This window comes from Mycobacterium sp., assembly GCF_035653355.1.
Taxonomy (GTDB): Bacteria; Actinomycetota; Actinomycetes; order Mycobacteriales; family Mycobacteriaceae; genus Mycobacterium.
Window position 1 is genome coordinate 1 of the sequence record NZ_DASRBZ010000592.1, and the last position, 26,935, is coordinate 26,935.

The following is a 26,935-nucleotide window of genomic DNA, read 5'->3' on the forward strand; positions in this document are numbered from 1 at the left end:
CCGGATCTGGTCGACGTTGATGTCACCGCCCCAGGACACCACCGAGGGCGGCAATCCGACGCCGAGATACGACAGCGTGGCCTCGGTGACGATGAACAAGCCGAGCGCGATGGTGGAGACCGCGATCACCGGGCCGATGGCGTTGGGCAGCGCGTGGCGCGCCAAGATCCGAAACCTGCTGAGTCCCATGGCCTGCGCGGCCAGCACATAGTCGCTGGCTCGCACCTCGATGACCGCGCTGCGGGCAATGCGGGCGATCTGAGGCCAGCCGAACAAGGCCAGGATCGCGATCACCGTCCACACCGTTCGATGGTGCATGACCTGCATGAGCACGATGGCGGCCAGCAGCAGTGGTATCCCGAAAAAGACATCGGCGACCCGCGACACCGCCGCGTCGATCCAGCCGCCGTAGAAACCGGCCAGCGCGCCCAGCGCGCCGCCGACAACGAACACCGCGACGGTGGCGCCCAAGCCGACGGTGACGGAAGCCCGTGCTCCGTAGATGGTGCGGGCGTAGATGTCGTGGCCTTGCAGGTCCGTGCCGAACCAGTGCGCCGCCGAGGGGTCCAGCAGGCTCTGGTTGGGATCGGCGTAGGTGGGATCGATGCTGGTGAACAGCCACGGGAACGCAGCGACCGCCGCGATGAGGACGATCAGCGCGGCGGCGGCGAGGAACTTCGGGCGTCGGCGTAGACCGTGCCAGGTGCCACGCCAAAAGCCATGGCTGGCAACGTGTTCAGCCATAGCGGATCCGGGGGTCCAACGCCGCATAGAGCAGGTCCACCAGCAGATTGGTGACAAGGTAGACGACGACGAGCACCGTCACGATCGACACCACGGTCGGCGCCTCCTGACGGGTGACCGCCTGATAGAGCACACCGCCGACGCCGTGGATGTTGAAGATGCCCTCGGTCACGATCGCTCCGCCCATCAGCGCGCCGAGATCCGCGCCGAGAAAGGTCACGACCGGAATCAGCGAGTTGCGCAGAATGTGCACGACGACGACTCGCGGACGCGAGAGCCCCTTGGCCGCCGCGGTGCGCACATGGTCGGCATGGGCATTGGCGCCGACCGCCGATCGGGTCAACCGGACCACGTAGGCAAACGACACCGAACCGAGCACGATGCCGGGCAGCAGTAGACGGGTGAACGTCGCCTGATCTCCCACCGTGACCGGGGCGATCCCGAGCCGGACACCGAAGACGAACTGAGCCAGGAAGCCCAGCACGAAGATCGGTACCGCGATGATGACCGGGCTCGCGATCAGCACCCCGGCGTCGAAGATGCCGCCCTGACGTAAACCGGCGATCACGCCGAACCCGATGCCGAGGACCGCCTCGACCGCCAGCGCGATCATTGCCAGCCGAATCGTCACCGGGAAAGCTTGGGCCATAACAACGCTGACGGGTAACCCGGAGTAGGCGCGGCCGAAGTCGCCGCGCAGGATGCCGCCGAGGTAGTGCACGTACTGCAGCCAGAACGGGTCGTCGAGGTGGTATTGGGCGCGCAGCTGTGCGGCCACCGCGGGACTCAACGGCCGGTCCCCGCCCAACGCGGCCACCGGATCGCCGGGCAGCAGGAAAACCATGCCGTAGATGAGCAGGGTGGCCCCGAGGAAAACGGGGACCATCACCGCGATGCGGCGGACGATATACCAGCCCATGTCAGCTCTTGAGGATGCGCTCGTAGTCGGGCAGCCCGTTCCAGGTGAGGTTCACGTTGCTCACCGCAGGCGAGTGCCCGGCCACGGTGATGGTGTACCACAGCGGCACGACGGGCATGTCGTGCAAGAGGATTCGCTGGGCATGGTTGGCCAGCGCGTACGATTCCGGCAGGCTGGGCGCAGCATCGGCCATGGCCAGCGCCGCGTCGAAATCGGAGTTGGAGTACCCGACGTCGTTGGCGCTGGCTTTCGTGACGAATAGCGGCGCAAGGAATTCCAGCATCGATGGGTAGTCGCCCTGCCAGCCGGCGCGAAACGCGGTGGTGATGCTGTGGCCGGTGATCTGGGTGCGGAACCCGGCGAACGTGGGCTGCGGCGCGCCGACCGCATCGATGCCCAAGTTGTTCTTGATGCTGTTGGCCACCGCATCGACCCATTCCTGGTGGCTGCCGTCGGCGTTGTAGGCGATCGCGTAGCGGCCGCTCCATTTGGAGATCGCGTCGGCCTCCGCCCAGAGTCGCCGCGCGCGGTCGGGATTGAAGTCCAGTGCCTCGTTGCCTTCGATGTTCGGGTCGTATCCGGGCAGTGAGCTGGCGGTGAATTCGCGGGCGGGCGCGCGTGATCCGGCGAAGATCTGCCGGCAAATCTGGGGGCGGTTGATCGCGGCCGACAACGCGAGCCGGCGCAATCGGCCTTCTTCGCCACCGATGTGCGGCAGCCGCAGCGGCGTGTCGAGGGTCTGGTTGACCGCTGCGGGCGCGGTGACGGCGCGGTCACCGAGGTCTTTGCGGTAGACGGGCAGCACACTGGTTGGAATTGTGTCCAGCACATCGAGATTGGCCGACAGTAGATCGGCGTAGGCGGTGTCGAGGTTGGCGTAGAACGTGAACCGCAGGCCTTTGTTCTGCGGTGCGCGGTTGCCGTGGTAACCGGGATTGGGCACCAGGTCGATTTTGACGTTGTGCTGCCAGGTGTCGTCCGCGGCGAGCTTATACGGGCCATTGCCGATCGGGTGCTGCCCGAACGCGGCCATGTCCTTGAACGCGGCGGCCGGCAGCGGGTAGAACGGCGAAAACCCCAGTCGCAGTTCGAAATCGATGGCTGGCGCCTTGAGCCGCACGGTGAATTCGCGATCGTTGACCACCTTGAGGCCCGACATGGTGGCGGTAGTCGGCTTCGGCGCGGCCAGCTCGTCGAAGCCGGCGATGGGGCTGAAGAAGCTTTGCTGCAGTTGGGCATTGGTCGCCAGCGCGCCGTAATTCCAGGCGTCGACGAACGAGTGCGCGGTCACCGGTGATCCGTCGGAAAACGTCCACCCCGCTTTGAGGAGGATCCGGTAGTTGACGTTGTCGGTGGTCTCGATCGACTGCGCGACCTCCAGCGACGGTGCACCTTTGGCGTCATAGGACATCAGGCCGGCGAACAGCCGATCGAGGATGCGGCCGCCGTTGCTGTCGTTGGTGTTGGTCGGGATCAGCGGATTCTGCGGTTCGGCGCCGTTGACGACGACCGTGTCAGGGTTGACCCCGCCGCCGGTGCAGCCGGTGACCGCGGCCGCAAGCAGCCCGGCAGCGATGACCGCCGCCACCCGGATCGGATGCACCATGAGGCCGACCCTAGAACCCTCGACCCGATTAGGCTCGAAACGTGACCGAGACGCACGCCCCGTCAACGTCGTCGTATCCGCCGCCCCCGGAGTTCGCCGAGCAGGCCAACGTGACCGACGACGTCTACCGCGAAGCCGAGGAAGACCGACTGGCGTTTTGGGCCAAGCAAGCCAACCGTCTGTCCTGGGCGACGCCGTTCGAGCAAGTGCTGGACTGGTCGCAGACCCCGTTCGCCAAGTGGTTCATCGGCGGAAAGCTCAACGTCGCCTACAACTGCGTCGACCGCCACGTCGAGGCCGGTCACGGCGACCGCGTCGCGATCCACTGGCAAGGCGAGCCGGTCGGCGACAGCCGCACACTCACCTATTCCGACTTGCTCACTGAGGTGGGCAAAGCCGCCAACGCGCTCACGGATCTCGGCCTGGTGGCCGGTGATCGGGTCGCGATCTACATGCCGATGATTCCCGAGGCGATTGTCGCGATGCTGGCCTGCGCGCGGTTGGGAATCATGCACAGCGTCGTGTTCGCGGGCTTCACCGCCAAGGCGTTGCAGGCGCGGATTGCTGATGCGGAAGCCAAGCTTCTGATCACCGCCGACGGCCAGTTCCGCCGCGGCAAACCGGCACCGCTGAAAGAATCCGCTGACGAAGCGGTTGGGCAGCCCGATAGCCCCATCGAGCACGTGCTGGTGGTGCGGCGCACCGGGATTGACGTGCCGTGGACCGAGGGCCGCGACCTGTGGTGGCACGACGTCGTAGACGCCGCGGCACCTGAGCACACCCCGGAGCCGTTCGACGCCGAGCAGCCGCTGTTTTTGCTGTACACATCGGGCACCACCGGCAAGCCCAAGGGCATCATGCACACGAGCGGGGGGTTTCTCGCCCAGAGCTCGTACACGCACTACGCCGTCTTCGACATCAAGCCGGAGACCGACGTGTTCTGGTGCACCGCCGATATCGGCTGGGTCACCGGGCACACCTACAGCGTCTACGGCCCGCTTTCCAACGGCGTTTCGCAAGTCATCTACGAAGGCACACCCGACACTCCCAACCAACACCGGCATTTCGAGATCATCGAAAAATACGGCGTCACAATCTATTACGCAGCACCTACGCTGATCCGAACCTTCATGAAGTGGGGCCGCGAAATTCCCGACGCCCATGACCTGTCCAGCCTGCGGCTGCTGGGGTCGGTCGGTGAACCGATCAACCCCGAGGCGTGGCGCTGGTATCGCAACGTCATGGGCGGCGGCCGAACCCCGGTGGTGGACACCTGGTGGCAGACCGAGACCGGGGCGGCCATGATCTCGCCGCTTCCCGGCATCGCTGCGGCCAAACCCGGTTCGGCGATGCGGCCGCTGCCCGGGATCTCGGCCAAGATCGTCGACGATCAGGGCAAGCAACTCGAGCCCGGTCCCGACGAAGGTGAGCATGTCACCGGCTACCTGGTGGTGGACCAGCCGTGGCCGGCCATGCTGCGCGGCATCTGGGGCGACCCGGACCGCTACCGCGAAACCTATTGGTCCCGGTTCGCCGACCAAGGCTGGTATTTCGCCGGCGACAGCGCCCGTTACGACGCCGACGGCGCCATCTGGGTGGTGGGCCGCATCGATGACGTGATGAACGTGTCCGGGCACCGGATCTCCACCGCTGAGGTCGAGTCGGCGCTGGTCGGCCACTCGGGGGTAGCCGAGGCCGCGGTGGTCGGCGCCACCGACGACACCACAGGCCAGGCCATCTGCGCGTTCGTCGTGTTGCAGGCTGACCAACCCGAGGAAGTGGGTGAAGAGATCATCGACGAGCTGAGCGCCCAGGTGGCTCGCGAGATCTCGCCGATCGCCCGGCCGCGCGAAATCCACGTGGTGCCCGAGCTGCCGAAGACCCGCAGCGGCAAGATCATGCGGCGGCTGCTGCGCGACATCGCCGAAAACCGGGAGCTCGGTGACACTTCGACGCTGCTCGACCCGGGCGTGTTCGACGCGATCCGCGCCGCCAAATAACGCCGGGTACCTATGTAGCCGAACCGGTCCCGACCGGGACGAAACCCGCGCCGGGCCGGCCCTTGGCGGCAAGATCGGCCAGCACCGCGTTGATCGACACCACGACGGCCGGGGTGTGCAGCGGAATGTATTTGGTGATGCAGCCCGGCAAGTTTTCGCTGAAAGCGCCGTGGATCATCCCGACCAGCATGCCGTTGGCCGTGACCGGTCCCCCTGAGTCGCCAGGCTGACCGCATAGCTGGGCCACGAGGGTGCCAGGGTCTTGGCCCGGCCCGAAGGTGACACCGCACGACTCGCCGGTGGTGCGGCCGTCTTTGCAGACGACCTGGCCAGCCGCCGGATCCGGTCCGATGCCGTTGACCGGAAAGTTGTTGAAGTTCGCTACCGGGGTCACCTTCGCGGGGTCGAACCGGATGACCGCGTAGTCGAGGCTGTCGTTGCCGGCCACCATGGTGCCCACCGTGCCGCGATCCTGCGCCGCCTCCACGGCGACCACGGCGCCGGGCCCACCGCAGTGCGCGGAGGTGAAACCGGTCAGCGCGCCGGTGTTGTCGGTACCGATGCTGGTCAGCGTGCACGTTGAGTCGCCGTTGACGACGATGCCCGCGCCCCCGCCGAGCGGAACCTTCTCGTCCGCAGCCTGGCTAGTCGCGGCCGGGCCGGCCATCACTAGCAGGACCATGGCCACCATCGCCGCCCCGATACGGCGGTGCGCGCTCTGCAAAGCAACACTCCCGTCGATGAGTCCGGGCCCGAATCCCGAACGCTGCGTCAGTCTAGCGTGACCGCCACGCGCACCGTGCCGACTGCGTGTTCTCATGCGCTGGCCGACTGGGCTCGTCTGATATTGCACCGCATGGCAACATGAACCGCGACAGCAGCGAACCGGGAGGACCGCGTGTGAGCAAGGGCGATCGTAAGAATTCCGGGACCGATGGTCAGCGCAAGGGTGGGGTGCCGAGCACGCTGACCACGATTCCCTTGACGGATCCACACGCCTCGGCCGGCGAGCCGTCGATCGGCAACCTGGTCAAAGAGGCGACAGCCCAGGTATCGACGCTGGTTCGCGCTGAGGTCGCGCTTGCCCGGGCCGAGATCACGCGCGACGTCAAAAAAGGCCTCACCGGTAGCGTCTTCTTCATCTCGGCGCTGGTGGTGCTGTTCTACTCGACGTTCTTTTTCTTCTTCTTTGTTGCCGAGCTGCTCAACACCTGGCTGTGGCGATGGGTTTCCTACCTGATCGTGTTCGGCGTCATGGTCTTCGTCACCGCAGTGCTCGCGCTGTTGGGTTACCTCAAGGTCCGCCGCATCCGCGGGCCGCGCCAGACGATCGAATCTGTGAAGGAAACGCGCACCGCTTTTACCCCCGGCCACGAGAAAGCTGAACCCCGGGCGCTGAGTACGCCCCAAGGCGGGACGCCCGCCGATCCCTCAGGTTGGTAGATGGCGCCACCGGATCCGTCGGTAACCCGTATCGACGGGCCATGGCGCCATCTGGATGTGCATGCCAACGGCATCCGGTTCCACGTCGTCGAGGCAACCGCAGCCGGCCACGACTCGACCACGCCGCCGTCAGCGCGGCCGCTGGTCATCCTGCTGCACGGGTTCGCCTCGTTCTGGTGGTCTTGGCGTCATCAGCTGCGCGGGCTGAGCGGAGCTCGCATTGTCGCGGTCGACCTGCGTGGCTACGGTGGCAGCGACAAGCCGCCTCGCGGCTATGACGGCTGGACGCTCGCCGGCGACACCGCGGGGCTGATCCGCGCGCTCGGGCATTCCTCGGCGACACTGGTCGGTCACGCTGACGGCGGGCTGGTCTGCTGGGCGACCTCCATGCTTCATCCACGGCTGGTGCATGCCATCGCGGTGGTCAGCTCACCGCATCCGGCGGCGCTGCGCAAATCGGCTCTGACACAGCGAGATCAGGCTCGTGCCCTGCTGCCTAGTCTGCTGCGCTACCAGGTGCCGATCTGGCCGGAGCGTGCGCTGACCCGGCACAACGGCGACGAAGTGGAACGGCTGGTGCGCAGCCGTGCCTGCGCGAAATGGCTTGCCTCCGAGGACTTCTCCGAGACCATCGGCCATCTGCGGCTGGCGATCCAGATTCCCTCGGCGGCACACTCGGCGCTGGAATACCAGCGTTGGGCAGTGCGCAGCCAGCTGCGCGACGAGGGGAGGCGGTTCATGAGGTCGATGAGCCGGCAACTGGGCATCCCGGTACTGCACTTGCGCGGCGACGCCGATCCCTACGTGCTGGCCGACTCGGTGGAACGCACACAGCGCTACGCGCCGCATGGCCGTTACGTATCCGTCGGCAGCGTCGGGCATTTCGGCCATGAAGAGGCGCCGGAGGTAGTCAACCGGCACCTGATGCGGTTTCTCGAGCAGGTGCACGGACCCCGGCTCAGGTGACGCAGGCGCCGGTGCCCACGGCCTGGGTGTCGCCGATTCTGGCCAGTTGACCTGCCACCTCTTTGGCCGTCAACACAAAACCGGTGTCTGGGTCGTCGACAGCGGCGCCGAAAACGACGCCGAGCACGTTGCCGTTGAGGTCAATCAGCGGTCCACCCGAATTCCCTTGCTCCACATTGGCTCTGATCGTGTACACCTCGCGGGTGACTGTCGCGTTGCGGTAGATGTCGGGACCGCTGAGCTCGATGATTTCCCGGATCCTAGCCGGGGTTGGCACGAAGTCCCCGCCGCCGGGATAACCCATCACGACCGCGTCGGTACCGGTTTTCGCCGGGCCGTCGGCGAACGCCAGGGGCCCAGCGGGGAGGTTGGGCACGGCGAGGATGGCGATGTCGACCGACGGGTCGTAGGACACCACGGTGGCGTCATACGGGGTGCCGCTGGCGGCGACGGTGACATTGTTGGCGCCGGCCACCACGTGTGCATTGGTCATCACTCGCTGCGGAGATAGCACAAATCCGCTGCCCTCCAACACTTTCTGGCAACTCGGGGCGATGGCGCGCACCTTGACCACACTGGGCTGGGTGGCCGCGACCACCGGGTTGTTGGTCAGTGCGGCGTCCGGTGTCGCGACCGCGACGACGGGGGTGCGGCTGAACGGTTCCAGCACCGCGGGCAGCCCGGAGGTGTTCAGCAGCGACGACATCCGCTTGGGCACCGTTTTGAGCCAGTTGGGGGCGACCTGGTTGACCTGAGCCAGCACCCGCGAACCGCGCACAGCGGCGGCCAGCGCGGGCTGGTCCTTCGACTGGGTCAGCGGTGTGGCCAGCAGCCAGGCCGCGACCAGCACGACTACCAGCTGCAGGGCCACTCCCACGACCGAGTCGAAGAACCGGATCGAGCGGCTGCGGATCGCGCCGCGCACCGCGCGGCCCAGCACCACACCGGCCACCTCGCCGACCACGACCAAGGCCAGGATCAAAAACAGCGCGGCGAACAGCTTCGCCCGCGGGGCGCTGATATGGGTAACGATGTGCGGGGCCAGCAGCACACCGGCGACCGCGCCCAGCATCACGCCGACGAACGACAGCAGCGAGCCCAACGCACCTGAGCGCCAGCCGGAGACGGCGGCGATGAAGGCGACCGCCAGTACGGCGATATCCAGCCACTGCGACGGCGTCATCGAGTTCATCGCGACGGCCCGTCGTCACCGCCGACCAACGCCATCGCCTCGTCCAGCTCCCGCATATTGGTCGTGTCCCAGGGTTTCGCCCAGCCGGCCACGTCGAGCATCGCCGAAATCACTTGGCCAGTGAATCCCCATACCAGCATCTCGTTCAACAGAAACGCCGGTCCGGCGAAGCGGCGGTGCAACGAACTGCGATACACCATCAGCCGATTGGCCGGGTTGATGAAGGCGCGCACCGGAACCCGTGCCACGACCGCGGTTTCGGCCTCGTTCACCACGGCCACCGGGCCCGGGTCGGTTGAGTAGGCCAGCACCGGCACGACGTGGAAGCCCGACGGTGCGATGAAGGTTCGCTCCATCGTCGCAAGCGGGTGAAGCCGGCTGGTGTCGATACCGGTCTCTTCGCGCGCTTCCCGCAGGGCGGTCGCCACCGGCCCGTCGTCGTCGGGATCGGATGCGCCGCCGGGGAATGCCGCCTGGCCCGCGTGGTGGCGCAACGTCGAGGCGCGCACCGTCAACAGCAGGTCGGCCTCGTCGGGCACACCGCCGTCGGCCGGTCCCCACTCTGGTCCGGAGAACAGCACCAGCACCGCCGCGTCGCGGCCGTCGCCGCGCAGCTTCGCCGTCGCTTTGGCGGCGGTCACCATCGCCAGCACGTCGGCCGGCAGGCGGCGGCGAGCCGCGGCGGGAACGTGACCGATGTTGTCGACTAGCGGGCGCAGCCAGGCAGGGCCGACGTCAGGCGTCAGCGAAACCGCTGCGCTCACCGGCGCCTCCCTCATAACGTCAGGGCTGAACTCCGACCGCCGCCGCGATCTCGTCGGCACTGGAGAAAGCTCGCGGCAACGTCTGCGCAACGCTACCGTCCGGGCGCAGTACCACCGTCGCGGGCATCACGTTCGGGACTCGCAGCGCGGCGGCGACCCGGCGGCGGCCGTCCTGCAAAGTCGGCAGCCGCACACCCAGCTCAGTCAACCGCAGCAAGGCGGCAGTCTCGTTCTCGTCCTGATGCACGGTCACCACGGTCACAGCGGACCCGACTCGGCGTTGGTATTCGGCCATCGCAGGCAATTCGGTTGCGCAGGGACCGCACCAGTACGCCCACAGGTTCAGCACGATCCGGCGTCCGGTCAGCGCTCGCGCGGCCTCGACGGCGGTGCCGTCCGCCGCGCATTCCACCACCACCCCGTGCAACGTGACCGGTCCGGGATCGCCGGTGCCGGTCGGGCAGGGCGGCAGAGCGGCGCGCTGACGAGGCCCGGCCAGCGCCGCGGCGGTGTCGGCGTCACGGTGTTCGCGGCCGGCGCTCGACGGTCCGGAGGCCGGCCAGGAGCCCCCGGGATGCGACGAGCTGTGGCGCAGTGCGAGCACCAGCGCTGCGATCAGCACGACCACCACCGCCAGGATCGCGATGGTCCAGCGGGTGCTGCGGCCGGCAAGCGCGCTCATCACGGCCGGGTCTACAGGCCGGCGAGCGCCAACAGATGCTCCTTCTCGGGGCCTTGCACCAGCGCGGCCGCTACCGGCGGCTCGGTGGGACCGGTCCCATAGGACGGGCAGTCCTTGGCCAGCACGCACACTCCGCACGCCGGTTTGCGGGCGTGGCACACCCGGCGGCCGTGAAAGATCACCCGGTGACTCAGGTCGGTCCATTCGCTGCGTTCGATGAGCGCGCCGACGGCGTGCTCCACCTTGACCGGGTCTGTCTCCGAGGTCCAGCGCCACCGCCGCACCAGCCGCAGGAAGTGGGTGTCGACGGTGATCCCCGGGACGCCGAACGCGTTGCCCAGGATCACGTTGGCGGTTTTACGGCCGATGCCCGGCAGCGAGACCAGTTCCTCCATGGTGGCCGGAACCTCGCCGTCGAACCGCTCGACCAGCTCTTGGCCGAGGCGGATCAGCGAGGACGCCTTGTTGCGGTAGAAACCAGTGGGGCGGATGAGGTTTTCCAGTTCTTCGCGGTCTGCCTGCGCGTAGTCCAGCGCGGATCGGTACTTGGCGAACAGCGCTGGGGTCGTCAGGTTCACCCGCTTGTCGGTGCTCTGCGCGGACAAGATCGTTGCCACCGTGAGCTCAAGCGGTGTGCTGAAATCCAATTCGCAGTACACGTGCGGAAACGCTTCTGCCAGTTTGCGATTCATTCGGCGAGCCCGTCGCACCAACGCGGTGCGGCTCTCCGAGGCCCAGCGCCGGTCCGAGGCGGCGGCCGGTACGGCTGCTGCTGGGGCGGAGCGCCGAGAACTCTTACCCGCGGTCACCTTCGACAGAGTACTGATTTGTAATCTCACTGAGATCTTCGCCGTGTTTACTTGCACCTTGTGTCTTGGTTGCTCGTGGCTTTTGTCCCGGCGTTGATGATGCTGGCGACGTTCGGGCTGGGCCGGCTCGAAGCAAGCTTGGCCAACGACACCGTGACCGCGAAGGACGTCGCTGACTTTCTCGACCAGGCCGAGCCCGACGACGTGAGCACCTTGGCCCGAGAAGGCATGCCGGAGGCGTTGAACCACATGCATCGTCGCCTCGGCGAGCACATCGGCGAGGCACCGGTTGCATCAGTGAGCCGAAACAAGCACTACGCCGACCCCTTCTACCGGGCGGCGTTCGCTATCGCCGACGATCCGGGCTTGCCCACGCACCGGCATCGCCATTCGCGAGCCAATCCGCAATTTAGTCCGACTCGGCATGCCAATCCTGTGTAGCGTTGGCACGTCGAACAAATGGCCTACCTTTAGACTTAACCTCATTAACCGGTTAGAGGTTGGCCAGCCTGGCGACAATGCGGGCCGTTAGCGGCGCGAGGCGAAGCCAGGTACTCGATTGGTGCCAAAGACCGCCAATGACATTGAAAAGAGCTTAAGGGGCAACGTGGACGAGATCCTGGCGAGGGCCGGAATCTTCCAGGGGGTCGAACCCAGCGCCGTCGCCGCGCTGACCAAACAATTACAGCCCGTCGACTTCCCCCGCGGACACACGATTTTCGCGGAAGGGGAGCCGGGCGATCGGCTGTACATCATTATTTCCGGAAAGGTGAAAATCGGCCGACGCTCACCCGACGGCCGGGAGAATCTGCTGACGATCATGGGCCCGTCGGACATGTTCGGCGAATTGTCGATCTTCGACCCTGGGCCGCGGACGTCCAGCGCGACCACCATTACCGAGGTGCGGGCGGTGTCGATGGACCGCGACGCGCTGCGGTCGTGGATCGCCGATCGCCCCGAGATCGCCGAGCAGCTGCTGCGGGTGCTGGCCCGACGGCTGCGCCGCACCAACAACAACCTGGCCGACCTGATCTTCACCGATGTGCCGGGCCGCGTCGCCAAGCAGCTGCTGCAGCTGGCCCAACGGTTCGGAACCCAGGAAGGCGGGGCGATGCGGGTCACCCACGACCTGACGCAGGAGGAGATCGCCCAGCTGGTGGGCGCGTCCCGCGAGACCGTGAACAAGGCACTGGCCGATTTCGCCCACCGCGGCTGGATTCGCCTGGAGGGCAAGAGCGTGCTGATCTCCGACTCAGAACGGCTTGCTCGCCGAGCGAGGTAAGCGCGCGCGTAGCGCGGGCGCAACCGAGCGAGCATCCAGCCCCAGCGCGAGGTAAGCGCGCGCGTAGCGCGGGCGCAACCGAGCGAGCATCCAGCCCCGGCGCGAGGTAAGCGCGCGCGTAGCGCGGGCGCAACCGAGCGAGCATCCAGCCCCGGCGCGAGGTAAGCGCGCGCGAGATTGCATCCAGGGTCGTGATTTCGGCGAGTTCACAGCCCTACGCGCAATCTCAGCGGCGCAGATAATTTAGCTGAGCCTGCACCGACCACTCGGCGGCGTCCCAGAGTTCTTCGCTGACGTCCGTATATACGTGTTCGACGATCTGACGTGCGCTGGCGTCGTCGCCGAGATCGGCTAGCGCAGAGCGGACCTGGTCCAGTCGCTGTTCGCGGTGCGCCAGGTATTCCGATGCAACGGACGCCAAGTCGGGCAGTTCCGGGCCGTGGCCGGGCAGCACGGTACGCCGGCCCAGGCCCTGCAGCCGACGCAACGACTCGAGATAGTCACCCAGGTCGCCGTCTTCGGTGTCGATGACGGTGGTGCCACGGCCCAGCACGGTGTCACCGGTCAGCACGGCGTCGTCGAGCACGAACGACAGCGAATCGGCGGTATGGCCCGGCGTGGCCAGCACGGTGATCGTCAGCCCGGCGGCATCGATCACGTCCCCGTCGGTCAAGTGCCCGCCGAGCCCGCGCAAAAATCCACTGCCCACCGCACGCACCACCGCGCCGGTCGCGTCGACCAGCTTGTCGATGCCGTCGATGTGGTCACCGTGCCGATGGCTGATCAGCACCAGCGGGATGCGACCCAGCGCGGCGACCCGGGCAATGTGCTCGTCGTCGTCGGGACCGGGATCGACGATCACCAACTCGTCGCTGCCCGGACCGCGCAGCACCCAGGTATTGGTGCCCTCCAGCGTCAGCAATCCGGGATTGTCGGCCAGCAGCACCGACGCCGTCGCGGTGACCGGCCGCAGCCGGCCGTACGCGGGATGGGTCAGCGCCTCGTCGGCCACCGCCGTCACCCGACCTCGACGACCAACTCGATTTCCACCGGCGCGTCCAGCGGCAGCTCCGATACGCCGACCGCCGAGCGCGCATGTGCCCCGTTATCGCCGAACACTTCGCACAGCAGCTCTGAAGCCCCGTTGACCACGCCGGGTTGGCCATGGAATCCGGGCGCCGATGCGACGAAGCCGACCAGCTTGACCACCCGGGTCACCGCGTCGATGCCGACCAGCGAATGTATTGCCGCCAGCGCGTTGAGCGCGCACATCCGTGCCAGCGCATTGGCTTGCTCGGGGCTGACCTGGCTGCCGACCTTGCCGCTGCCTGCCAGTTTTCCGGCCTGCATCGGCAGCTGGCCTGCTGTGAAGACCAGGTGGCCGGTGCGCACGGCCGGGACGTATGAAGCCAGTGGCCGCGCCACTTCTGGGAGCGTGATGCCGAGCTCTTCAAGCCGGGCGGAGGCGGTCACTTAGGCCGCTTCAGATAGGCGACATGCTGCTCGCCGGTCGGCCCGGGCAGCACGGAAACCAGCTCCCACCCGTCGGCGCCCCATTGGTCGAGGATTTGTTTGGTGGCGTGTGTCAACAGTGGAACGGTGACGTACTCCCATGCGGTCGGTTGCGTCATAGATCGAGCTTATCGGTCGGGTTGCGGTCACCTCGGGCTAGCATGCGGTGGTGGGGAGCACACCAAGCGGCGGGCGTTCACTCGGCTGGCCATCGCGGCTGGAGAAAGCGCGTTTGCACTTCGTGACCGGTAAGGGTGGTACGGGCAAGTCGACGATCGCTGCGGCGCTGGCGTTGACGCTCGCATCCGGCGGGCGCAAGGTGCTTCTGGTGGAAGTCGAAGGGCGCCAAGGGATTGCGCAACTGTTCGACGTTCCGCCGCTGCCCTACGAGGAAGTCAAGATCGCGACCGCCGAACACGGCGGCCAAGTCAACGCGCTCGCCATCGACATCGAGGCCGCGTTCCTGGAATACCTCGACATGTTCTACAACCTCGGCATCGCCGGCCGGGCGATGCGACGCATCGGGGCCATCGAGTTCGCCACGACGATCGCGCCGGGTCTGCGCGACGTGCTGCTCACCGGAAAGATCAAGGAGTCGGTGGTTCGGGTCGACAAGAATCGCCAACCCGTCTATGACGCGGTGGTCGTCGACTCGCCGCCCACTGGGCGCATCGCGCGATTCCTCGACGTCACCAAGGCCGTCGCCGATCTCGCCAAAGGCGGCCCGGTGTATTCGCAAAGCGAGGGCGTGGTGCGGCTGCTGCACTCCGATCAGACCGCGATCCATCTGGTCACATTGCTTGAGGCGCTGCCGATACAGGAAACGTTGGAAGCGATCGACGAACTGAGCCAGCTGAATTTGCCCATCGGCAGCGTGATCGTCAACCGCAACATTCCGGCCTACCTCGAGCCCGACGACCTGGCCAAGGCCGCCGAGGGCGTTATTGACGCCGACGCGGTGCGGGCCGGTTTGGCCAGGGCGGGAATCCACCTCAACGACGCCGACTTCGCGGGCTTGCTCACCGAGACCATCCAGCACGCCATCCGGATCACAGCGCGCGCCGAGAGCGCAGAGCAGCTCGACGAACTCAACGTCCCGCGGTTGGAGTTGCCCACCATCACCGACGGGGTCGATCTCGGCAGTCTGTACGAGCTGTCGGAAAGCCTTGCCAGACAGGGGGTTCGATGAGCGCTAAGCCACCCACCTTGGACATCGGCGCCATCCTGGCGGATACCACCAACCGGGTTGTCGTCTGCTGTGGCGCCGGCGGTGTTGGCAAGACCACCACCGCCGCGTCGATGGCGCTGCGGGCAGCGGAGTACGGGCGCACCGTGGTGGTGCTGACCATCGATCCCGCCAAGCGATTGGCACAGGCGCTTGGGATCCAGGATCTTGGCAATGCGCCGCAACGTGTTCCGCTGGCCCCAGAGGTGCCCGGTGAGCTGTACGCGATGATGCTCGACATGCGCCGCACCTTCGACGAGATGGTGGTCCAGTATTCCGGACCTGAACGGGCACAAGGGATTCTGGACAACCAGTTCTATCAGACCGTCGCCACGTCGCTTGCCGGGACCCAGGAGTACATGGCGATGGAGAAACTCGGTCAGCTGTTGAGCCAGGACCGGTGGGACCTGGTGGTGGTCGACACTCCCCCGTCGCGCAATGCGCTTGACTTCCTGGATGCGCCAAAACGGTTGGGCAGCTTCATGGATAGCCGACTGTGGCGGCTGCTGCTGGCACCAGGCCGGGGGATCGGCAGACTGGTCACCGGGGTGGTCGGCCTTGCGATAAAAGCCATGTCCACCATCCTCGGTTCCCAGATGCTTTCGGACGCAGCGGCTTTCGTTCAATCCTTGGATGCAACCTTCGGTGGCTTTCGGGAGAAGGCGGACCGCACCTACGCGCTGCTGAAGCGGCGGGGCACCCAGTTCGTGGTGGTGTCGGCGGCGGAACCGGATGCGCTGCGTGAAGCGGCGTTCTTCGTCGACCGGCTGTCGCGGGAACAGATGCCGCTAGCCGGGCTCATCTTGAACCGCACGCACCCGATGTTGAGTGCACTACCGGCCGAACGCGCTGTCGACGGCACCGAAATGTTGGAGGCAGCCGAACCCGACGACTCGACGGCGTTGGCCACCGCGGTGCTGCGCATCCACGCTGAGCGGGCCCTGATCGCCAAACGGGAGATCCGGTTGCTGTCGCGATTCACCGGTGCCCATCCGCACGTGCCGATCATCGGGGTGCCGTCGCTGCCGTTCGAGGTCTCGGACCTCGAGGCGCTACGGGCACTCGCTGACCAGATGACTTCGGTCGGTAATGACGCGGGCCGGGCCACCGCCGGCTAGCGAGGCTGTGGGAACTGACTTAGCCAGCGTTGCGGTGCTTGCGCTGGGCGGCGAAGAATTCTGCCCACGACACCACCTCGGGGTGTTGCTTCAGGAGGGCGCGGCGCTGGCGTTCGGTCATCCCGCCCCAGACCCCGAACTCGACGCGGTTGTCCAGGGCGTCGGCCCCGCACTCCAACATCACCGGGCAATGGCGGCAGATCACCGCCGCCTTGCGCTGGGCGGCGCCACGGACAAATAGTTCGTCCGGGTCGGCCGCGCGACATAAAGCCTTGGATACCCAGGCGATACGGGACTCGGCATCAGTGCGGACAGTGTTATGTGCGGGTGCTGTGCTCGTTTTGCGCGCAGCGGACCGAGTAGCTGACACCAGCGCTCCCTTCCCTCAGGCCGCCGCTCCTTGACGACCCCCACCACCTGGTGCGGCCAGAGTGCGATCTACGCCACACTATGTACGTCGGTGTTACCTGTATCTCACCGTGTGTCTAAGTTAGGTGGTCAGGTCCCATTTGCGCAACAGTTCAATATCACCTTTTTTGGGACGGTCGTGCCGTCCGATCATGAAGAAGGCCGGAATGGCACGTGGACGCGCCGATCTTGAGCCGACCCGTGCGGCCGGGTGACAATATCGCCGAGGCCGTCGGCACCCCGGCCCTGAGCCGCTGCTGGCGGGCTTACCCGGAACCGTCGCTACTGTAGTACCCATGTCGGAGCGCCCTTCGACCGGCATCACGGTCCTCAAGCTGGCCGGATGCTGTCTGCTGGCCGCCGTCGTCGTCGCGGCGCTGCTATTCCCGATCGCCGGCGGCATCGGCCTGATGTCCAACCGGGCTTCCGAGGTCGTCGCCAACGGCTCCGCCCAGCTCGTCCAGGGCGATGTGCCCGCGGTGACCACCATGGTGGACGCGAAGGGCAACACCATCGCGTGGCTGTACTCGCAGCGGCGGTTCGAGGTGCCCAGCGACAAAATCGCCAACACGATGAAGCTGGCAATCGTCTCGATCGAGGACAAGCGGTTTGCCGAACACAACGGTGTGGACTGGAAGGGCACGCTCACCGGGCTGGCAGGTTATGCGTCCGGCGACGTCGACACCCGCGGTGGCTCGACGATCGAGCAGCAGTACGTGAAGAACTACCAGTTGTTGGTGCTCGCCCAGACCGACGCCGAGAAGCGCGCGGCCGTGGAAACCACGCCGGCGCGCAAGCTCCGCGAGATCCGGATGGCGCTGACGTTGGACAAGACGTTCTCCAAGCCGGAGATCTTGACCCGGTATCTGAACCTGGTCTCGTTCGGCAATGGAGCATTCGGCGTCCAGGACGCCGCCCAGACGTATTTCGGTGTCAACGCCTCGGAGCTGAACTGGCAGCAGGCGGCGCTGCTGGCCGGGCTGGTGCAGTCCACGAGCGCACTGAACCCGTACACCAACCCAGAAGGCGCGCTGGCCCGTCGAAACCTGGTGCTGGACACCATGATCGAGAACCTGCCGCAAGAGGCTGACGCGCTGCGCGCCGCCAAAGCGCAGCCGCTGGGGATCTTGCCGCAACCCAACGAGCTGCCCAGGGGCTGCATCGCGGCCGGCGATCGCGCCTTCTTCTGTGACTACGTGCAGGCGTATCTGGCGCGGGCCGGGATCAGCAAGGAGCAAGTCGCCAGGGGTGGCTATCTGATTCGCACCACGCTGGACCCCGACGTGCAGGCGCCGGTCAAGCAGGCGATCGACAGCATCGCCAGCCCAGATCTGGATGGCATCGCCAGCGTGATGAGCGTGATCAGACCGGGGAAGAACTCGCACAAAGTGCTGGCTATGGCCAGCAACCGCAGATACGGGCTCAACACCGACGCCGGTGAAACCATGCGGCCCCAGCCGTTCTCGCTCGTCGGCGACGGCGCCGGATCGATCTTCAAGATCTTCACCACCGCCGCCGCGATGGAGATGGGCATGGGCATCAACACCCAGCTCGAGGTCCCGGGCAGGTTCCAGGCCAAGGGCATGGGAAGCGGCGGCGCCAAGGGCTGCCCGAAGGAAACCTGGTGTGTGGTCAACGCCGGCAGTTACCGGGGCTCGATGAACGTGACCGACGCGCTCGCCACCTCGCCGAACACCGCGTTCGCCAAGCTGATCTCGATGATCGGGGTGCCACGCGCGGTGGACATGGCGGTTCGGCTCGGGCTGCGCTCCTACGCCGACCCGGGCACCGCCCGCGACTACGATCCCGACAGCAACGAAAGCCTCGCCGACTTCATCAAGCGGCAGAACATCGGCTCGTTCACCCTGGGCCCGTTCGAGCTCAACGCCTTGGAACTGTCCAACGTCGCCGCGACGCTGGCGTCGGGCGGGGTCTGGTGCCCGCCGAACCCGATCGACAAGCTCATCGACCGCGACGGCAATGAGGTCGCCGTCAACACCGAGCCCTGCGATCAGGTGGTGCCCGAGGGGCTGGCCAACACGCTGGCCAACGCGATGAGCAAGGACAGCCAGGGCGGGGGCACGGCGGCGGGTTCAGCCGCGGCGGCGGGCTGGAACCTGCCGATGTCCGGCAAGACCGGCACCACCGAGGCCCACCGGTCGTCGGGCTTCGTCGGCTTCACGAACCAGTACGCGGCGGCCAACTACATCTACGACGATTCCAGCTCGCCGTCGGACCTGTGCTCCTTCCCGCTGCGACGCTGTGGCAACGGTGATCTGTTCGGTGGTAACGAGCCGGCCCGCACCTGGTTCACCGCGATGAAGCCGATCGCCACGAAATTCGGCGACGTGAAACTTCCACCGATCGATCCCCACTACGTCGACGGCGGTCCCGGCTCGCGGGTGCCGAGTGTCGCGGGTCTTGACGTGGATGAGGCACGCCAGCGTCTGAAAGAGGCCGGGTTCCAGGTCGCGGACCAGCCGACCCCCATCAACAGCAGTGCAAAGTACGGCGAAGTGGTGGGCACGTCGCCGAGCGGGCAGACCATCCCCGGTTCGGTGATCACCATTCAGACCAGCAACGGCATCCCGCCGGCCCCGCCTCCGCCGGAAAACGGGCCCGCTCCAGTCGGCTCCACAACCGTGGAGATACCGGGCTTGCCGCCGATCACCATCCCGCTACTGGGACCGCCGCCGCCGGCCGAGCCGCCGCCACCGCCATAGCCTTAGGGGGCGCTTGGCGCGCTGGCAATTGGCGAACGGCAGTAGGCTGCCTGCATGCCTGCCGCTTGGAAAACCACCGGCGCCGTCGCGCTCGGCTCGGCCGTCGCCGGCGTAGGTTATGGATCGATCATCGAGCGCAACGCGTTCGTCCTGCGTGAGTTGACCATGCCGGTGTTGACGCCCGGCTCGTCGCCGCTGCGGGTGCTGCACATCAGCGACATCCACATGCGGCCCCACCAGCGCCGCAAGCAGGCGTGGCTGCGTGAACTGGCCGCCTGGGAGCCTGATCTGGTGGTCAACACCGGCGACAACCTGGCGCACCCCAAGGCGGTGCCCGCGGTCGTCCAAACGCTGGGCGACCTGCTGTCGCTGCCGGGCGTGTTCGTGTTCGGCAGCAACGACTACTTCGGGCCGCGGCCGAAGAACCCGCTGAACTACCTGACCAACCCGGGCCATCGCATCCACGGCGAGCCGCTGCCCTGGCAGGATTTGCGGGCGGCGTTCACCGAGCGCGGCTGGCTCGACCTCACCCACAACCGCCGCGAGTTCGAGGCGGCGGGCCTGCATATCGCGGCCGCCGGGGTTGACGACCCGCACATCGACCGCGACCGCTACGACACGATCGCCGGTCCGGCCAGCCCGGCGGCGAATCTGCGGCTGGGGCTGACTCATTCGCCGGAGCCGCGTGTCCTGGACCGCTTCGCCGCGGACGGCTACCAGCTGGTGATGGCCGGGCATACGCACGGCGGGCAGGTGTGCCTGCCGTTCTACGGGGCTGTCGTCACCAACTGTGGTCTGGACCGGTCCCGGGTGAAAGGACCGTCGCGCTGGGGTGCGAGCATGCGGCTGCATGTGTCGGCGGGGATCGGTACCTCGCCGTATGCGCCGCTGCGGTTCTGCTGCCGGCCGGAAGCCACGCTGCTGACGTTGATTGCGACGCCGACGGGCGGTCGCGACTCGAGTCGCACGCGCGGCCGCTCGCAGCCGACCGCTTCGGTGCATTGACGCAACAGACCCGTGTCGCGGTTCGCGGCGGGTCACGCGACTGGACCGACAACGCGATCCGGCTGATCGAGGCCGACGCCCGTCGTAGTGCCGACACCCACCTGCTGCGGTATCCGCTGCCGACGGCCTGGGCTGGCGACGTCGATGTCACGCTGTATCTCAAAGACGAGACCACGCACATCACCGGCAGCCTCAAACACCGGTTGGCGCGGTCGCTGTTCCTCTACGCGCTGTGCAACGGGTGGATCGGCGAGAACACTACTGTGGTCGAGGCGTCGTCAGGCTCCACGGCGGTGTCGGAGGCGTACTTCGCGGCGCTGCTGGGCTTGCCGTTCATCGCGGTGATGCCGGCGTCGACCAGCGCTGCAAAAGTAGCCTTGATCGAATCAGAAGGCGGGCGTTGCCATTTCGTCGAGCACGCCAGCCAGATCTATGCCGAGGCGGAACGCGTCGCAAACGACACCGGCGGTCATTATCTCGATCAGTTCACTAATGCCGAGCGCGCCACCGACTGGCGGGGCAACAACAACATCGCCGAGTCCATCTTTGTCCAGATGCGGGAGGAACAACATCCCGTCCCGGATTGGATCGTGGTCGGGGCGGGCACCGGGGGCACCAGCGCGACGATCGGCCGTTACATCCGCTACCGGCGCCACGCCACTCGGCTGTGCGTCGTCGACCCGGAGAATTCGGCGTTCTTTCCTGCCTACGCCGAATGCCGCTATGACGCCGTGGTCACCGGCTCGTCGCGCATTGAGGGGATCGGGCGCCCGCGCGTCGAGCCGTCGTTTCTGCCGGGAGTGGTCGACCGGATGGTCTCGGTGCCGGATGCCGCGTCGATCGCGGCCGCCCGCCATGCCAGCGTGATTTTGGGCCGCCGGGTCGGCGCGTCGACGGGAACGAATCTGTGGGGCGCTTTCGGTTTACTTGCTGAGATGGTCGGCAAAGGGCGCAGTGGTTCGGTGGTCACGCTGCTCGCGGACAGCGGGGACCGCTACACCGACACTTACTTCTGCGACGAGTGGGTTACCGCGCAGGGCCTCGACCCGACTGAGCCCGCGGCGACGCTGTCGAAGTTCGAACGCTCCTGCCGCTGGGATTGATCCCATACATCGTCGACTTCGCTCTCAGGTGCCGTCACCAACAACCACAGCACCGCAAGCCCGAGCAAGCCACCGAATACCACGGCGCCCAAGACGGTCATGACCTTCTCGCTTCCCATGCGTCGACACTGCTTTGCTTAATTAGTCTGCTCAACACCACCGACAGAACCCCTGTTCCACGCCGAATTGTGGGGCATATCGCCAGCCGCTACCCGGTGTGAGCTGGGGCACGCCAGGAATACCAACTGAAGTCGGGTACCCGTCGCTTGCCGGGCCGAACCGACTTCACGTCGCGGTTTGGCCAGCCGACGGGCCGGTGCGATAGTCTGTCGTGGCTTCATGCGGGGTGTGGCGCAGCTTGGTAGCGCGCTTCGTTCGGGACGAAGAGGCCGTGGGTTCAAATCCCGCCACCCCGACCCTCTCGACGAACGCGGCGGACTGTAGAAATTGTGGGCACGGCGGGGGCACGGGGCGGTAACAAAACCGGCTCGGGCGACGGAGGTCGGTTGCACGGCCGAGTTCAATCCATCACGCTCAGCGTCATGCGCGACCGAGATGCCATCGACTCAGAACTACGACTACTGGCCGCCGTGCGCCGCTCAATCCGCGAGCACGGTATGGAGTCGACTAGTCGTCTCGTCGACGAATTGCTCGATGAACGGCTAGCACATCGCGTACGGGTCGGCTAGGACCCGGCAATCGAGACCCTAACCGAGTGCGAACGGTTGGCGTCCGTGGTGGAAGGCGACAGGCTTGCGATGAGACATGACACGATTGCCGGTACGGCTGAGCATGCTGGTTCAGCAATGAGCACCAGCGACACGCAGGCCGCCCTGCGCCAATCGCGGCGGCTACCTACTCTATGGGGCAAATACGCCAGCATCCTTTTGGCGGCCGGTGCCGACGCTGAGGAGGCAGGCGTCGACGTTGCGCTCACTCCCAACGACGCCCGCGAGCTGGCGAGCGCACTACTCGCCGCTGGCAAAGCGTGCGGCGAGGACGAATCTCATCGGACCCCAAGTAGCAATCCAAACCTGCCTATTGTGGCGGCAGCCTATTCGAGGCTAACCGCAGCCGTTGAAGATGCGCAAAACACCGAAGCTCAACAGATAACGGTCGCCACAACCGACGTCGACGTTCTGCTTACCTTCGCACAGATGCTCTACCAAGAGATCAAATCGCGCGCCCGAGAATCGGCAGGCACCCATCACCTTTGCGCCTATGCGGAGAATCCCCCGCCATCGGAAACTGGTTTCTGGCATGGCCAACGCCGATAATCATGATGGCTGACTTGCCCACACGGAGCCGATCGCCAAGTGCTGCAGATGCCCACTGGCGGCGAGCCCTTGACCGCACGGGCAGCTGGCGTCTGGCACCGCCTGGACTACGCGTAATTCGGTGTCTTATGGTGGCGCAAGTGTCTCAAGAAATGGGGCTAAGAAGGGTGCAATGAAACAGCTCTGTGATGATCTACGCGAATTCGCCGTTCAGGTGCGTCAGATCGGGTTCTCCCTGAATGGGGGCGTCGGTGAGTGGGAATGCCTCGATCTCAGTGAACGCATGCTCGCCGCAGTAAAACAAGCTGAGACCAGAATGGTCAGCTAAATCCATTCCTGCTTTGGCAAAGATCTTCCCCTCGCCCAAGGGTGTAGCAAAACTTCGGGGGGTTGGACACCAGCCGCACAAATAGCCGGCGCGGTCCAGACATCGCGGTACCACGCCATTGTGGCCCGTCCACATTCCTGAGCTATTACCAAGGGCTGCAATGGTTTAGCCTTGCGCCCATTCCCTCTGGCACACGGCACACTGCCGGATTATGGCCGCCCATGCGGGGTCGCCCTCACCCGGCGTACGGAATAGATGAGCAGTAGCTTCCCCGCAGCCGGGACACGCAGAAACCGCCCTAAACGGTTCCGGCGCTTGGGATGCCATGAGGCAGCGGTTCTCCTCGGCGGTAAAAGCCAGCACGTCCGAGGGTCGCGGCTGCGGATCGTCCAACGGCGGGTCACCCCACCAGACCCGGGCACACAACACCGACGTCATCAAAAGCACGCCGGTGGACATTGCCGCCACTGATGTCACCTGAGGGATCAAGGCGGCCGTGATGCCAGCGACGACGCCCAGCGCGAAGCACGTCACGCTGAGGTGACGGGCCAGCCGTCGCCCGCCCCGATTCATTTCCTCCCAGTCGGCAGTCGCCTCCTGGCGTTGGGCGAGGTCAACCAGGGTAGGGTGCCGCCAGGCCCATGACGCGGCCATGCGGCAAAGTGTAATCCGCGGCGAACGTCGTGGGGGGCGCAGAAGGCTGAACCGTAACTTGTCTAGTCGCCGTCGGTCGCGAGTCGCCGTCTAAGACCACCAACTGGTGGGTAATACCTCTCCTGGATGTCCGGCTGCGACTGAGGAAGAGGTGTGCGATGGCAAGCGCCATGGTTGCCGACTACGTGTTGGAACGGCTGCGTGATTGGGGAGTCGAGAAGGTTTTCGCGTACGCGGGTGACGGGATCAACGGCCTGCTGGCGGCCTGGGGCCGCGCCGAGAACAAACCGAAGTTCGTGCAGGCCCGGCACGAGGAAATGTGCGCGTTCGAGGCGGTCGGTTACGCGAAGTTCAGCAACAAGCTCGGCGTATGCGCCGCAACATCGGGCCCTGGCGCGATCCATCTGCTCAACGGCCTTTACGACGCCAAGCTCGACCGAGTACCGGTGCTCGCGATCGTCGGCCAGACCAACCGCAGCGCGATGGGCGGCTCCTATCAGCAAGAAGTCGACCTCATCAGCCTCTACAAGGACGTGGCCAGCGATTACGTCCAAATGGTGACGGTGCCCGAGCAGCTGCCCAACGTGCTGGACCGTGCCATCCGCACCGCGCTTACCAGGCGCACGGTAACCGCGGTGATCATCCCCGCTGACGTGCAGGAGCTGGAGTATTCGCCGCCGCCACACGAATTCAAATATGTGCCTTCCAGCCTTGGGTTTGAGTGGCCGGACGTCGAGCCCTCGCAGCAGGGACTGCAGAAGGCGGCCGACGTGCTCAACGCTGGAGAACGCGTCGCCATGCTTGTCGGCTGCGGCGCCCGCGGCGCCATCAAGGAGGTCACCGAGATCGCCGAGCTCCTCGGCGCCGGAGTCGCCAAGCCGCTGCTGGGCAAGGACGTCCTATCCGATGAATTGCCGTGGGTGACCGGTTCGATCGGGCTGCTGGGCACCCGTCCCAGCTATGAGCTGATGCGCGACTGCGACACCCTGCTCACCGTCGGCTCGAGTTTCCCCTACACACAGTTCCTTCCACCGTTCGGCCAAGCGCGCGGCGTGCAGATCGACATCGACCCCGCCCTGATCGGCATGCGGTACCCGAACGAGGTCAACCTTGTCGGTGACGCCGCGGCGACGCTGCGCGCGCTGATACCGCTGATCCAGCGCAAGTCCGACCGTTCGTGGCGGGAAACGATCGAAAAGAATGTGCAGCGTTGGTGGGAAACCATGGCGATGGAAGCCGACGTGTCGGCCGATCCGATCAACCCGATGAAGCTGTTCGCCGAGCTGTCGCCGAAGCTGCCCGACAACGCCATCGTTACCGCCGACTCCGGCTCGGCGGCGAACTGGTATGCGCGGCAACTGAAGTTCCGCGGCGACATGCGCGGTTCGCTGTCGGGAAACCTGGCCACGATGGGCCCCGGTGTGCCCTACGGCATCGGCGGCAAGTTCGCCAACCCCGACCGACCGGTGATCGTGTTCGCCGGCGACGGCGCGATGCAGATGAACGGGATGGCGGAGCTGATCACGATCGCGCACTACTGGAGGGAGTGGAGCGATCCTCGGCTGATCGTCGCTGTGCTGCACAACAACGACCTCAACCAGGTGACGTGGGAGATGCGGGCCATGGGTGGCGCGCCGAAATTCCCTGAGTCGCAGACGCTTCCGAGCGTGGACTACGCGGGGTTTGCCGCCAGCCTAGGCTTGGGCTCGGCGACGTTGTCCGATCCCGGCCAGGTTGCATCGGCATGGGATCAGGCGCTGCGGGCTGACCGTCCTACGGTGCTCGACGTGCACTGCGATCCGAACATCCCGCCGGTGCCGCCGCACGCAACCTTCGATCAGATGAAAGACGCTGCTACGGCAGTGCTTAAAGGCGACCAGGACGCGTTCGGCATCCTCAAGGAAGGCATTAAGGTCAAAGCTCAGGAGTTCCTGCCACACCGCGACAAGAGCCGCACGTGAGCTATAGCCTTGCACCACAGACGATTTGCGCTTAGAAGGGTGGTGCTTCGTCGGGGTCACTGAATGGTGCGGCTCGGGCGAGGCGGTCGTCGCGGTTGCGGTTGCGTTCCATGGTGATTCGTCGTGATCGCTCTTGGGCGCGGGTGCGCCGTCGGGTGGGGATCATCGCCGTGCGCTCACCACAGCGCTCTTTGGGCAGTGGCACCGGTTCGGGCAGCTCGCCTGTCGGTGCGGTCAGCGCGGGAAACAGGATAGCGCTGCCCGGCGTAGTGACGTAGCTGCGCCCATCCGGCAGCCGCCAAATTACTGTCCCATCAGCGAGCTGCTCGTCGCGCCATCCCCAGAAAGTCTTGAGCAAGTGATGCTTTCGGCATAAAGCCTTCAAATTCGAGGCGTGGGTGGCACCACCATCGGCGTACGGGACGGTGTGGTCGAGATCGCAAAACACCGCGGGCTGATTGCAGCCCGGTGCCCGGCAGGTCAGATCCCGGCACCGCACGAACTCCGCCAACTTCGCCGACGGCACATAACGGGCTTCCGGTTCGGCGTCCAGCGGATGCATCACCGGACACAGCCGCGCGGACTTGGCTAATTCGGCGATCACCTCGGCCGGAATCAGCCCATCAGCGCCGGCCATAAACCCTGGCGTGTTACCCGTCCCGTCGACGGTCGCCTGCTCGGCGACGACATGAATCACCGTGGTCTGGGGCCGATTATCAGCCTTGGTCGTCGCACAATCGCGCCGTCCGCAGGTGCACCCCAGCCGATCAGCGCCAGCCACCAGCGCATCGAGCGCATCGGCGCGCCGCTGAGCGCGGGTACGCGGATCAGCGGCACACACCGTGCCCGCCAAGTCATCCAACCGCCGATCCAGCGCCCGCCCGGTGCTGGCGAACACATTGCCATACACCTCGGCGATTCCCGGCTGCGATTCACACACATCCAGATAGCGGTCCTGGACTTCTTTCTTCGTGCGGCGCACCGCGTCCGGATCATGGCGGGCCACGATCACATCTACCCGCATCGCCAAGCTGGAGCGGCTCAACCCCGCCCAGCGCGGCGCGCGCACCGCCAGCTGCGCATCCACTGCCGCCATGGCTGTGGCGTCGGTGATCAGCGCGGTGCGATTAGCGATGGTGTTAAACATCGGGTAGTTGATATTCCCGGCCACCAGGCACTGGCCCAGTTTGGGTAGCCGCTCGCGCAGTATTAGC

The 26,935-nt window shown here is 66.0% G+C and carries 28 protein-coding genes and 1 tRNA gene; 16 read left to right on the forward strand and 13 right to left on the reverse strand.

Going from position 1 to position 26,935, the window contains the following annotated elements:
• The 3 genes from VFA16_RS20385 to VFA16_RS20395 form a co-directional block, all read right to left on the reverse strand.
• The coding region (locus VFA16_RS20385) for an ABC transporter permease (protein ID WP_324969569.1) at positions 1 to 744 on the reverse strand (744 nt) is incomplete at its 3' end.
• Positions 737 to 1,663 (reverse strand): ABC transporter permease, encoded by a 927-nt coding sequence (locus VFA16_RS20390; protein ID WP_324969570.1) that lies wholly within the window; start codon positions 1,661 to 1,663, stop codon positions 737 to 739. The genes VFA16_RS20390 and VFA16_RS20385, both read right to left, overlap by 8 nt.
• Position 1,664: 1 nt before the next feature.
• Positions 1,665 to 3,269 (reverse strand): ABC transporter substrate-binding protein, encoded by a 1,605-nt coding sequence (locus VFA16_RS20395; RefSeq protein WP_324969571.1) that lies wholly within the window; start codon positions 3,267 to 3,269, stop codon positions 1,665 to 1,667.
• Positions 3,270 to 3,310: 41 nt separating this feature from the next.
• Here VFA16_RS20395 and acs point away from each other — a divergent pair, with 41 nt between their 5' ends.
• Positions 3,311 to 5,269, forward strand: a complete 1,959-nt coding sequence (gene acs, locus VFA16_RS20400; RefSeq protein ID WP_324969572.1) for an acetate--CoA ligase — start codon at positions 3,311 to 3,313, stop codon at positions 5,267 to 5,269.
• A gap of 10 nt (positions 5,270 to 5,279) precedes the next feature.
• Here acs and VFA16_RS20405 read toward each other — a convergent pair whose 3' ends face one another.
• Positions 5,280 to 5,993 carry a S1 family peptidase gene (locus tag VFA16_RS20405; protein ID WP_324969573.1) on the reverse strand — a complete coding sequence of 238 codons (714 nt, stop codon included), beginning with the start codon at positions 5,991 to 5,993 and terminating at the stop codon, positions 5,280 to 5,282.
• A 176-nt stretch (positions 5,994 to 6,169) separates the two neighbouring features.
• Here VFA16_RS20405 and VFA16_RS20410 point away from each other — a divergent pair, with 176 nt between their 5' ends.
• Together VFA16_RS20410 and VFA16_RS20415 are read left to right on the forward strand one after the other, a co-directional pair.
• Positions 6,170 to 6,712 (forward strand): phage holin family protein, encoded by a 543-nt coding sequence (locus VFA16_RS20410; RefSeq protein ID WP_414687777.1) that lies wholly within the window; start codon positions 6,170 to 6,172, stop codon positions 6,710 to 6,712.
• Entirely contained in the window at positions 6,713 to 7,678 is a 966-nt protein-coding gene (locus tag VFA16_RS20415) for an alpha/beta hydrolase (RefSeq protein WP_324969575.1), read from the forward strand.
• Here VFA16_RS20415 and marP read toward each other — a convergent pair.
• Genes marP through nth form a run of 4 tightly spaced genes read right to left on the reverse strand, consistent with a single transcriptional unit; the run spans position 7,671 to position 11,008 of the window.
• On the reverse strand, positions 7,671 to 8,861 hold the full coding sequence (gene marP, locus VFA16_RS20420) for an acid resistance serine protease MarP (protein ID WP_324969576.1): 1,191 nt from the start codon (positions 8,859 to 8,861) through the stop codon (positions 7,671 to 7,673). The two genes, VFA16_RS20415 and marP, sit on opposite strands and share 8 nt — an antisense overlap.
• A gap of 5 nt (positions 8,862 to 8,866) precedes the next feature.
• Positions 8,867 to 9,649: a CoA pyrophosphatase gene (locus VFA16_RS20425; protein ID WP_324969577.1), complete on the reverse strand. Its 783-nt coding sequence runs from the start codon at positions 9,647 to 9,649 to the stop codon at positions 8,867 to 8,869.
• Between the two features lie 4 nt (positions 9,650 to 9,653).
• A complete protein-coding gene (locus VFA16_RS20430; RefSeq protein WP_324969578.1) occupies positions 9,654 to 10,316 on the reverse strand; it encodes a TlpA disulfide reductase family protein in 663 nt (220 codons plus the stop codon).
• An 11-nt stretch (positions 10,317 to 10,327) separates the two neighbouring features.
• Positions 10,328 to 11,008 carry an endonuclease III gene (gene nth, locus VFA16_RS20435; protein WP_324969593.1) on the reverse strand — a complete coding sequence of 227 codons (681 nt, stop codon included), beginning with the start codon at positions 11,006 to 11,008 and terminating at the stop codon, positions 10,328 to 10,330.
• A 213-nt stretch (positions 11,009 to 11,221) separates the two neighbouring features.
• On the opposite strand from nth, the gene VFA16_RS20440 reads away from it, so the two are divergent.
• Together VFA16_RS20440 and crp are read left to right on the forward strand one after the other, a co-directional pair.
• A complete protein-coding gene (locus VFA16_RS20440; protein WP_324969594.1) occupies positions 11,222 to 11,566 on the forward strand; it encodes a hypothetical protein in 345 nt (114 codons plus the stop codon).
• Between the two features lie 166 nt (positions 11,567 to 11,732).
• The gene (gene crp, locus VFA16_RS20445; RefSeq protein ID WP_083090133.1) at positions 11,733 to 12,407 is read left to right on the forward strand and encodes a cAMP-activated global transcriptional regulator CRP; all 675 of its coding nucleotides are present in this window, start codon (positions 11,733 to 11,735) and stop codon (positions 12,405 to 12,407) included.
• A 226-nt stretch (positions 12,408 to 12,633) separates the two neighbouring features.
• Here the strand turns inward: crp and VFA16_RS20450 are convergent, their stop codons facing one another.
• Genes VFA16_RS20450 through VFA16_RS20460 form a run of 3 tightly spaced genes read right to left on the reverse strand, consistent with a single transcriptional unit; the run spans position 12,634 to position 14,038 of the window.
• On the reverse strand, positions 12,634 to 13,428 hold the full coding sequence (locus tag VFA16_RS20450; protein WP_324969579.1) for an MBL fold metallo-hydrolase: 795 nt from the start codon (positions 13,426 to 13,428) through the stop codon (positions 12,634 to 12,636).
• Entirely contained in the window at positions 13,425 to 13,880 is a 456-nt protein-coding gene (locus tag VFA16_RS20455) for a RidA family protein (protein ID WP_324969580.1), read from the reverse strand. The genes VFA16_RS20450 and VFA16_RS20455 overlap by 4 nt, the downstream gene beginning before the upstream one ends.
• Positions 13,877 to 14,038, reverse strand: a complete 162-nt coding sequence (locus VFA16_RS20460; protein WP_139797953.1) for a DUF4177 domain-containing protein — start codon at positions 14,036 to 14,038, stop codon at positions 13,877 to 13,879. Before VFA16_RS20460 ends, VFA16_RS20455 begins: the two co-directional genes overlap by 4 nt.
• Positions 14,039 to 14,085: 47 nt before the next feature.
• Here VFA16_RS20460 and VFA16_RS20465 point away from each other — a divergent pair, with 47 nt between their 5' ends.
• Together VFA16_RS20465 and VFA16_RS20470 are read left to right on the forward strand one after the other, a co-directional pair.
• Entirely contained in the window at positions 14,086 to 15,108 is a 1,023-nt protein-coding gene (locus tag VFA16_RS20465; protein ID WP_324969581.1) for an ArsA family ATPase, read from the forward strand.
• On the forward strand, positions 15,105 to 16,262 hold the full coding sequence (locus VFA16_RS20470) for an ArsA family ATPase (protein ID WP_324969582.1): 1,158 nt from the start codon (positions 15,105 to 15,107) through the stop codon (positions 16,260 to 16,262). Before VFA16_RS20465 ends, VFA16_RS20470 begins: the two co-directional genes overlap by 4 nt.
• A gap of 19 nt (positions 16,263 to 16,281) precedes the next feature.
• Here VFA16_RS20470 and VFA16_RS20475 read toward each other — a convergent pair whose 3' ends face one another.
• Positions 16,282 to 16,632 (reverse strand): WhiB family transcriptional regulator, encoded by a 351-nt coding sequence (locus VFA16_RS20475; RefSeq protein ID WP_324969583.1) that lies wholly within the window; start codon positions 16,630 to 16,632, stop codon positions 16,282 to 16,284.
• A 334-nt stretch (positions 16,633 to 16,966) separates the two neighbouring features.
• On the opposite strand from VFA16_RS20475, the gene ponA2 reads away from it, so the two are divergent.
• From ponA2 to VFA16_RS20520, 9 genes are all read left to right on the forward strand, one after another.
• The gene (gene ponA2 / locus VFA16_RS20480; RefSeq protein ID WP_324969584.1) at positions 16,967 to 19,393 is read left to right on the forward strand and encodes a transglycosylase/D,D-transpeptidase PonA2; all 2,427 of its coding nucleotides are present in this window, start codon (positions 16,967 to 16,969) and stop codon (positions 19,391 to 19,393) included.
• 54 nt (positions 19,394 to 19,447) lie between these two features.
• Entirely contained in the window at positions 19,448 to 20,398 is a 951-nt protein-coding gene (locus VFA16_RS20485) for a metallophosphoesterase (protein WP_324969585.1), read from the forward strand.
• Complete coding sequence (locus VFA16_RS20490) at positions 20,395 to 21,501, forward strand: PLP-dependent cysteine synthase family protein (RefSeq protein ID WP_324969586.1); 1,107 nt, start codon at positions 20,395 to 20,397, stop codon at positions 21,499 to 21,501. The genes VFA16_RS20485 and VFA16_RS20490 overlap by 4 nt, the downstream gene beginning before the upstream one ends.
• Positions 21,502 to 21,843: 342 nt before the next feature.
• Positions 21,844 to 21,917: transfer RNA gene (locus VFA16_RS20495), tRNA-Pro, on the forward strand.
• A 126-nt stretch (positions 21,918 to 22,043) separates the two neighbouring features.
• Entirely contained in the window at positions 22,044 to 22,190 is a 147-nt protein-coding gene (locus VFA16_RS20500) for a hypothetical protein (protein WP_324969587.1), read from the forward strand.
• 45 nt (positions 22,191 to 22,235) lie between these two features.
• Positions 22,236 to 22,778, forward strand: a complete 543-nt coding sequence (locus VFA16_RS20505; RefSeq protein ID WP_324969588.1) for a hypothetical protein — start codon at positions 22,236 to 22,238, stop codon at positions 22,776 to 22,778.
• Positions 22,779 to 22,950: 172 nt separating this feature from the next.
• Positions 22,951 to 23,106, forward strand: coding sequence for a hypothetical protein (locus VFA16_RS20510; protein WP_324969589.1), 156 nt, complete (start codon positions 22,951 to 22,953; stop codon positions 23,104 to 23,106).
• A 325-nt stretch (positions 23,107 to 23,431) separates the two neighbouring features.
• The gene (locus VFA16_RS20515) at positions 23,432 to 23,587 is read left to right on the forward strand and encodes a hypothetical protein (RefSeq protein ID WP_324969590.1); all 156 of its coding nucleotides are present in this window, start codon (positions 23,432 to 23,434) and stop codon (positions 23,585 to 23,587) included.
• 331 nt (positions 23,588 to 23,918) lie between these two features.
• Entirely contained in the window at positions 23,919 to 25,721 is a 1,803-nt protein-coding gene (locus tag VFA16_RS20520) for a thiamine pyrophosphate-requiring protein (protein WP_324969591.1), read from the forward strand.
• Positions 25,722 to 25,752: 31 nt separating this feature from the next.
• Here VFA16_RS20520 and VFA16_RS20525 read toward each other — a convergent pair.
• A partial coding sequence (locus tag VFA16_RS20525) for an HNH endonuclease signature motif containing protein (protein WP_324969592.1) occupies positions 25,753 to 26,935 on the reverse strand: 1,183 nt, incomplete at its 5' end.

Excerpts from the sequence above, each read along its gene's own strand:
- VFA16_RS20390 (WP_324969570.1), bottom strand. The coding sequence starts at position 1,663 with ATGGGCTGGTATATCGTCCGCCGCATCGCGGTGATGGTCCCCGTTTTC.
- VFA16_RS20470 (WP_324969582.1), top strand. The coding sequence starts at position 15,105 with ATGAGCGCTAAGCCACCCACCTTGGACATCGGCGCCATCCTGGCGGAT.
- VFA16_RS20460 (WP_139797953.1), bottom strand. The coding sequence starts at position 14,038 with ATGACGCAACCGACCGCATGGGAGTACGTCACCGTTCCACTGTTGACA.
- VFA16_RS20395 (WP_324969571.1), bottom strand. The coding sequence starts at position 3,269 with ATGGTGCATCCGATCCGGGTGGCGGCGGTCATCGCTGCCGGGCTGCTT.
- VFA16_RS20425 (WP_324969577.1), bottom strand. The coding sequence starts at position 9,649 with ATGAGGGAGGCGCCGGTGAGCGCAGCGGTTTCGCTGACGCCTGACGTC.
- nth (WP_324969593.1), bottom strand. The coding sequence starts at position 11,008 with ATGAATCGCAAACTGGCAGAAGCGTTTCCGCACGTGTACTGCGAATTG.
- VFA16_RS20485 (WP_324969585.1), top strand. The coding sequence starts at position 19,448 with ATGCCTGCCGCTTGGAAAACCACCGGCGCCGTCGCGCTCGGCTCGGCC.
- VFA16_RS20430 (WP_324969578.1), bottom strand. The coding sequence starts at position 10,316 with ATGAGCGCGCTTGCCGGCCGCAGCACCCGCTGGACCATCGCGATCCTG.
- VFA16_RS20500 (WP_324969587.1), top strand. The coding sequence starts at position 22,044 with ATGCGCGACCGAGATGCCATCGACTCAGAACTACGACTACTGGCCGCC.
- ponA2 (WP_324969584.1), top strand. The coding sequence starts at position 16,967 with ATGTCGGAGCGCCCTTCGACCGGCATCACGGTCCTCAAGCTGGCCGGA.
- marP (WP_324969576.1), bottom strand. The coding sequence starts at position 8,861 with ATGACGCCGTCGCAGTGGCTGGATATCGCCGTACTGGCGGTCGCCTTC.
- VFA16_RS20515 (WP_324969590.1), top strand. The coding sequence starts at position 23,432 with ATGAGGCAGCGGTTCTCCTCGGCGGTAAAAGCCAGCACGTCCGAGGGT.
- VFA16_RS20415 (WP_324969575.1), top strand. The coding sequence starts at position 6,713 with ATGGCGCCACCGGATCCGTCGGTAACCCGTATCGACGGGCCATGGCGC.
- VFA16_RS20520 (WP_324969591.1), top strand. The coding sequence starts at position 23,919 with ATGGCAAGCGCCATGGTTGCCGACTACGTGTTGGAACGGCTGCGTGAT.
- VFA16_RS20440 (WP_324969594.1), top strand. The coding sequence starts at position 11,222 with ATGATGCTGGCGACGTTCGGGCTGGGCCGGCTCGAAGCAAGCTTGGCC.
- VFA16_RS20510 (WP_324969589.1), top strand. The coding sequence starts at position 22,951 with ATGAAACAGCTCTGTGATGATCTACGCGAATTCGCCGTTCAGGTGCGT.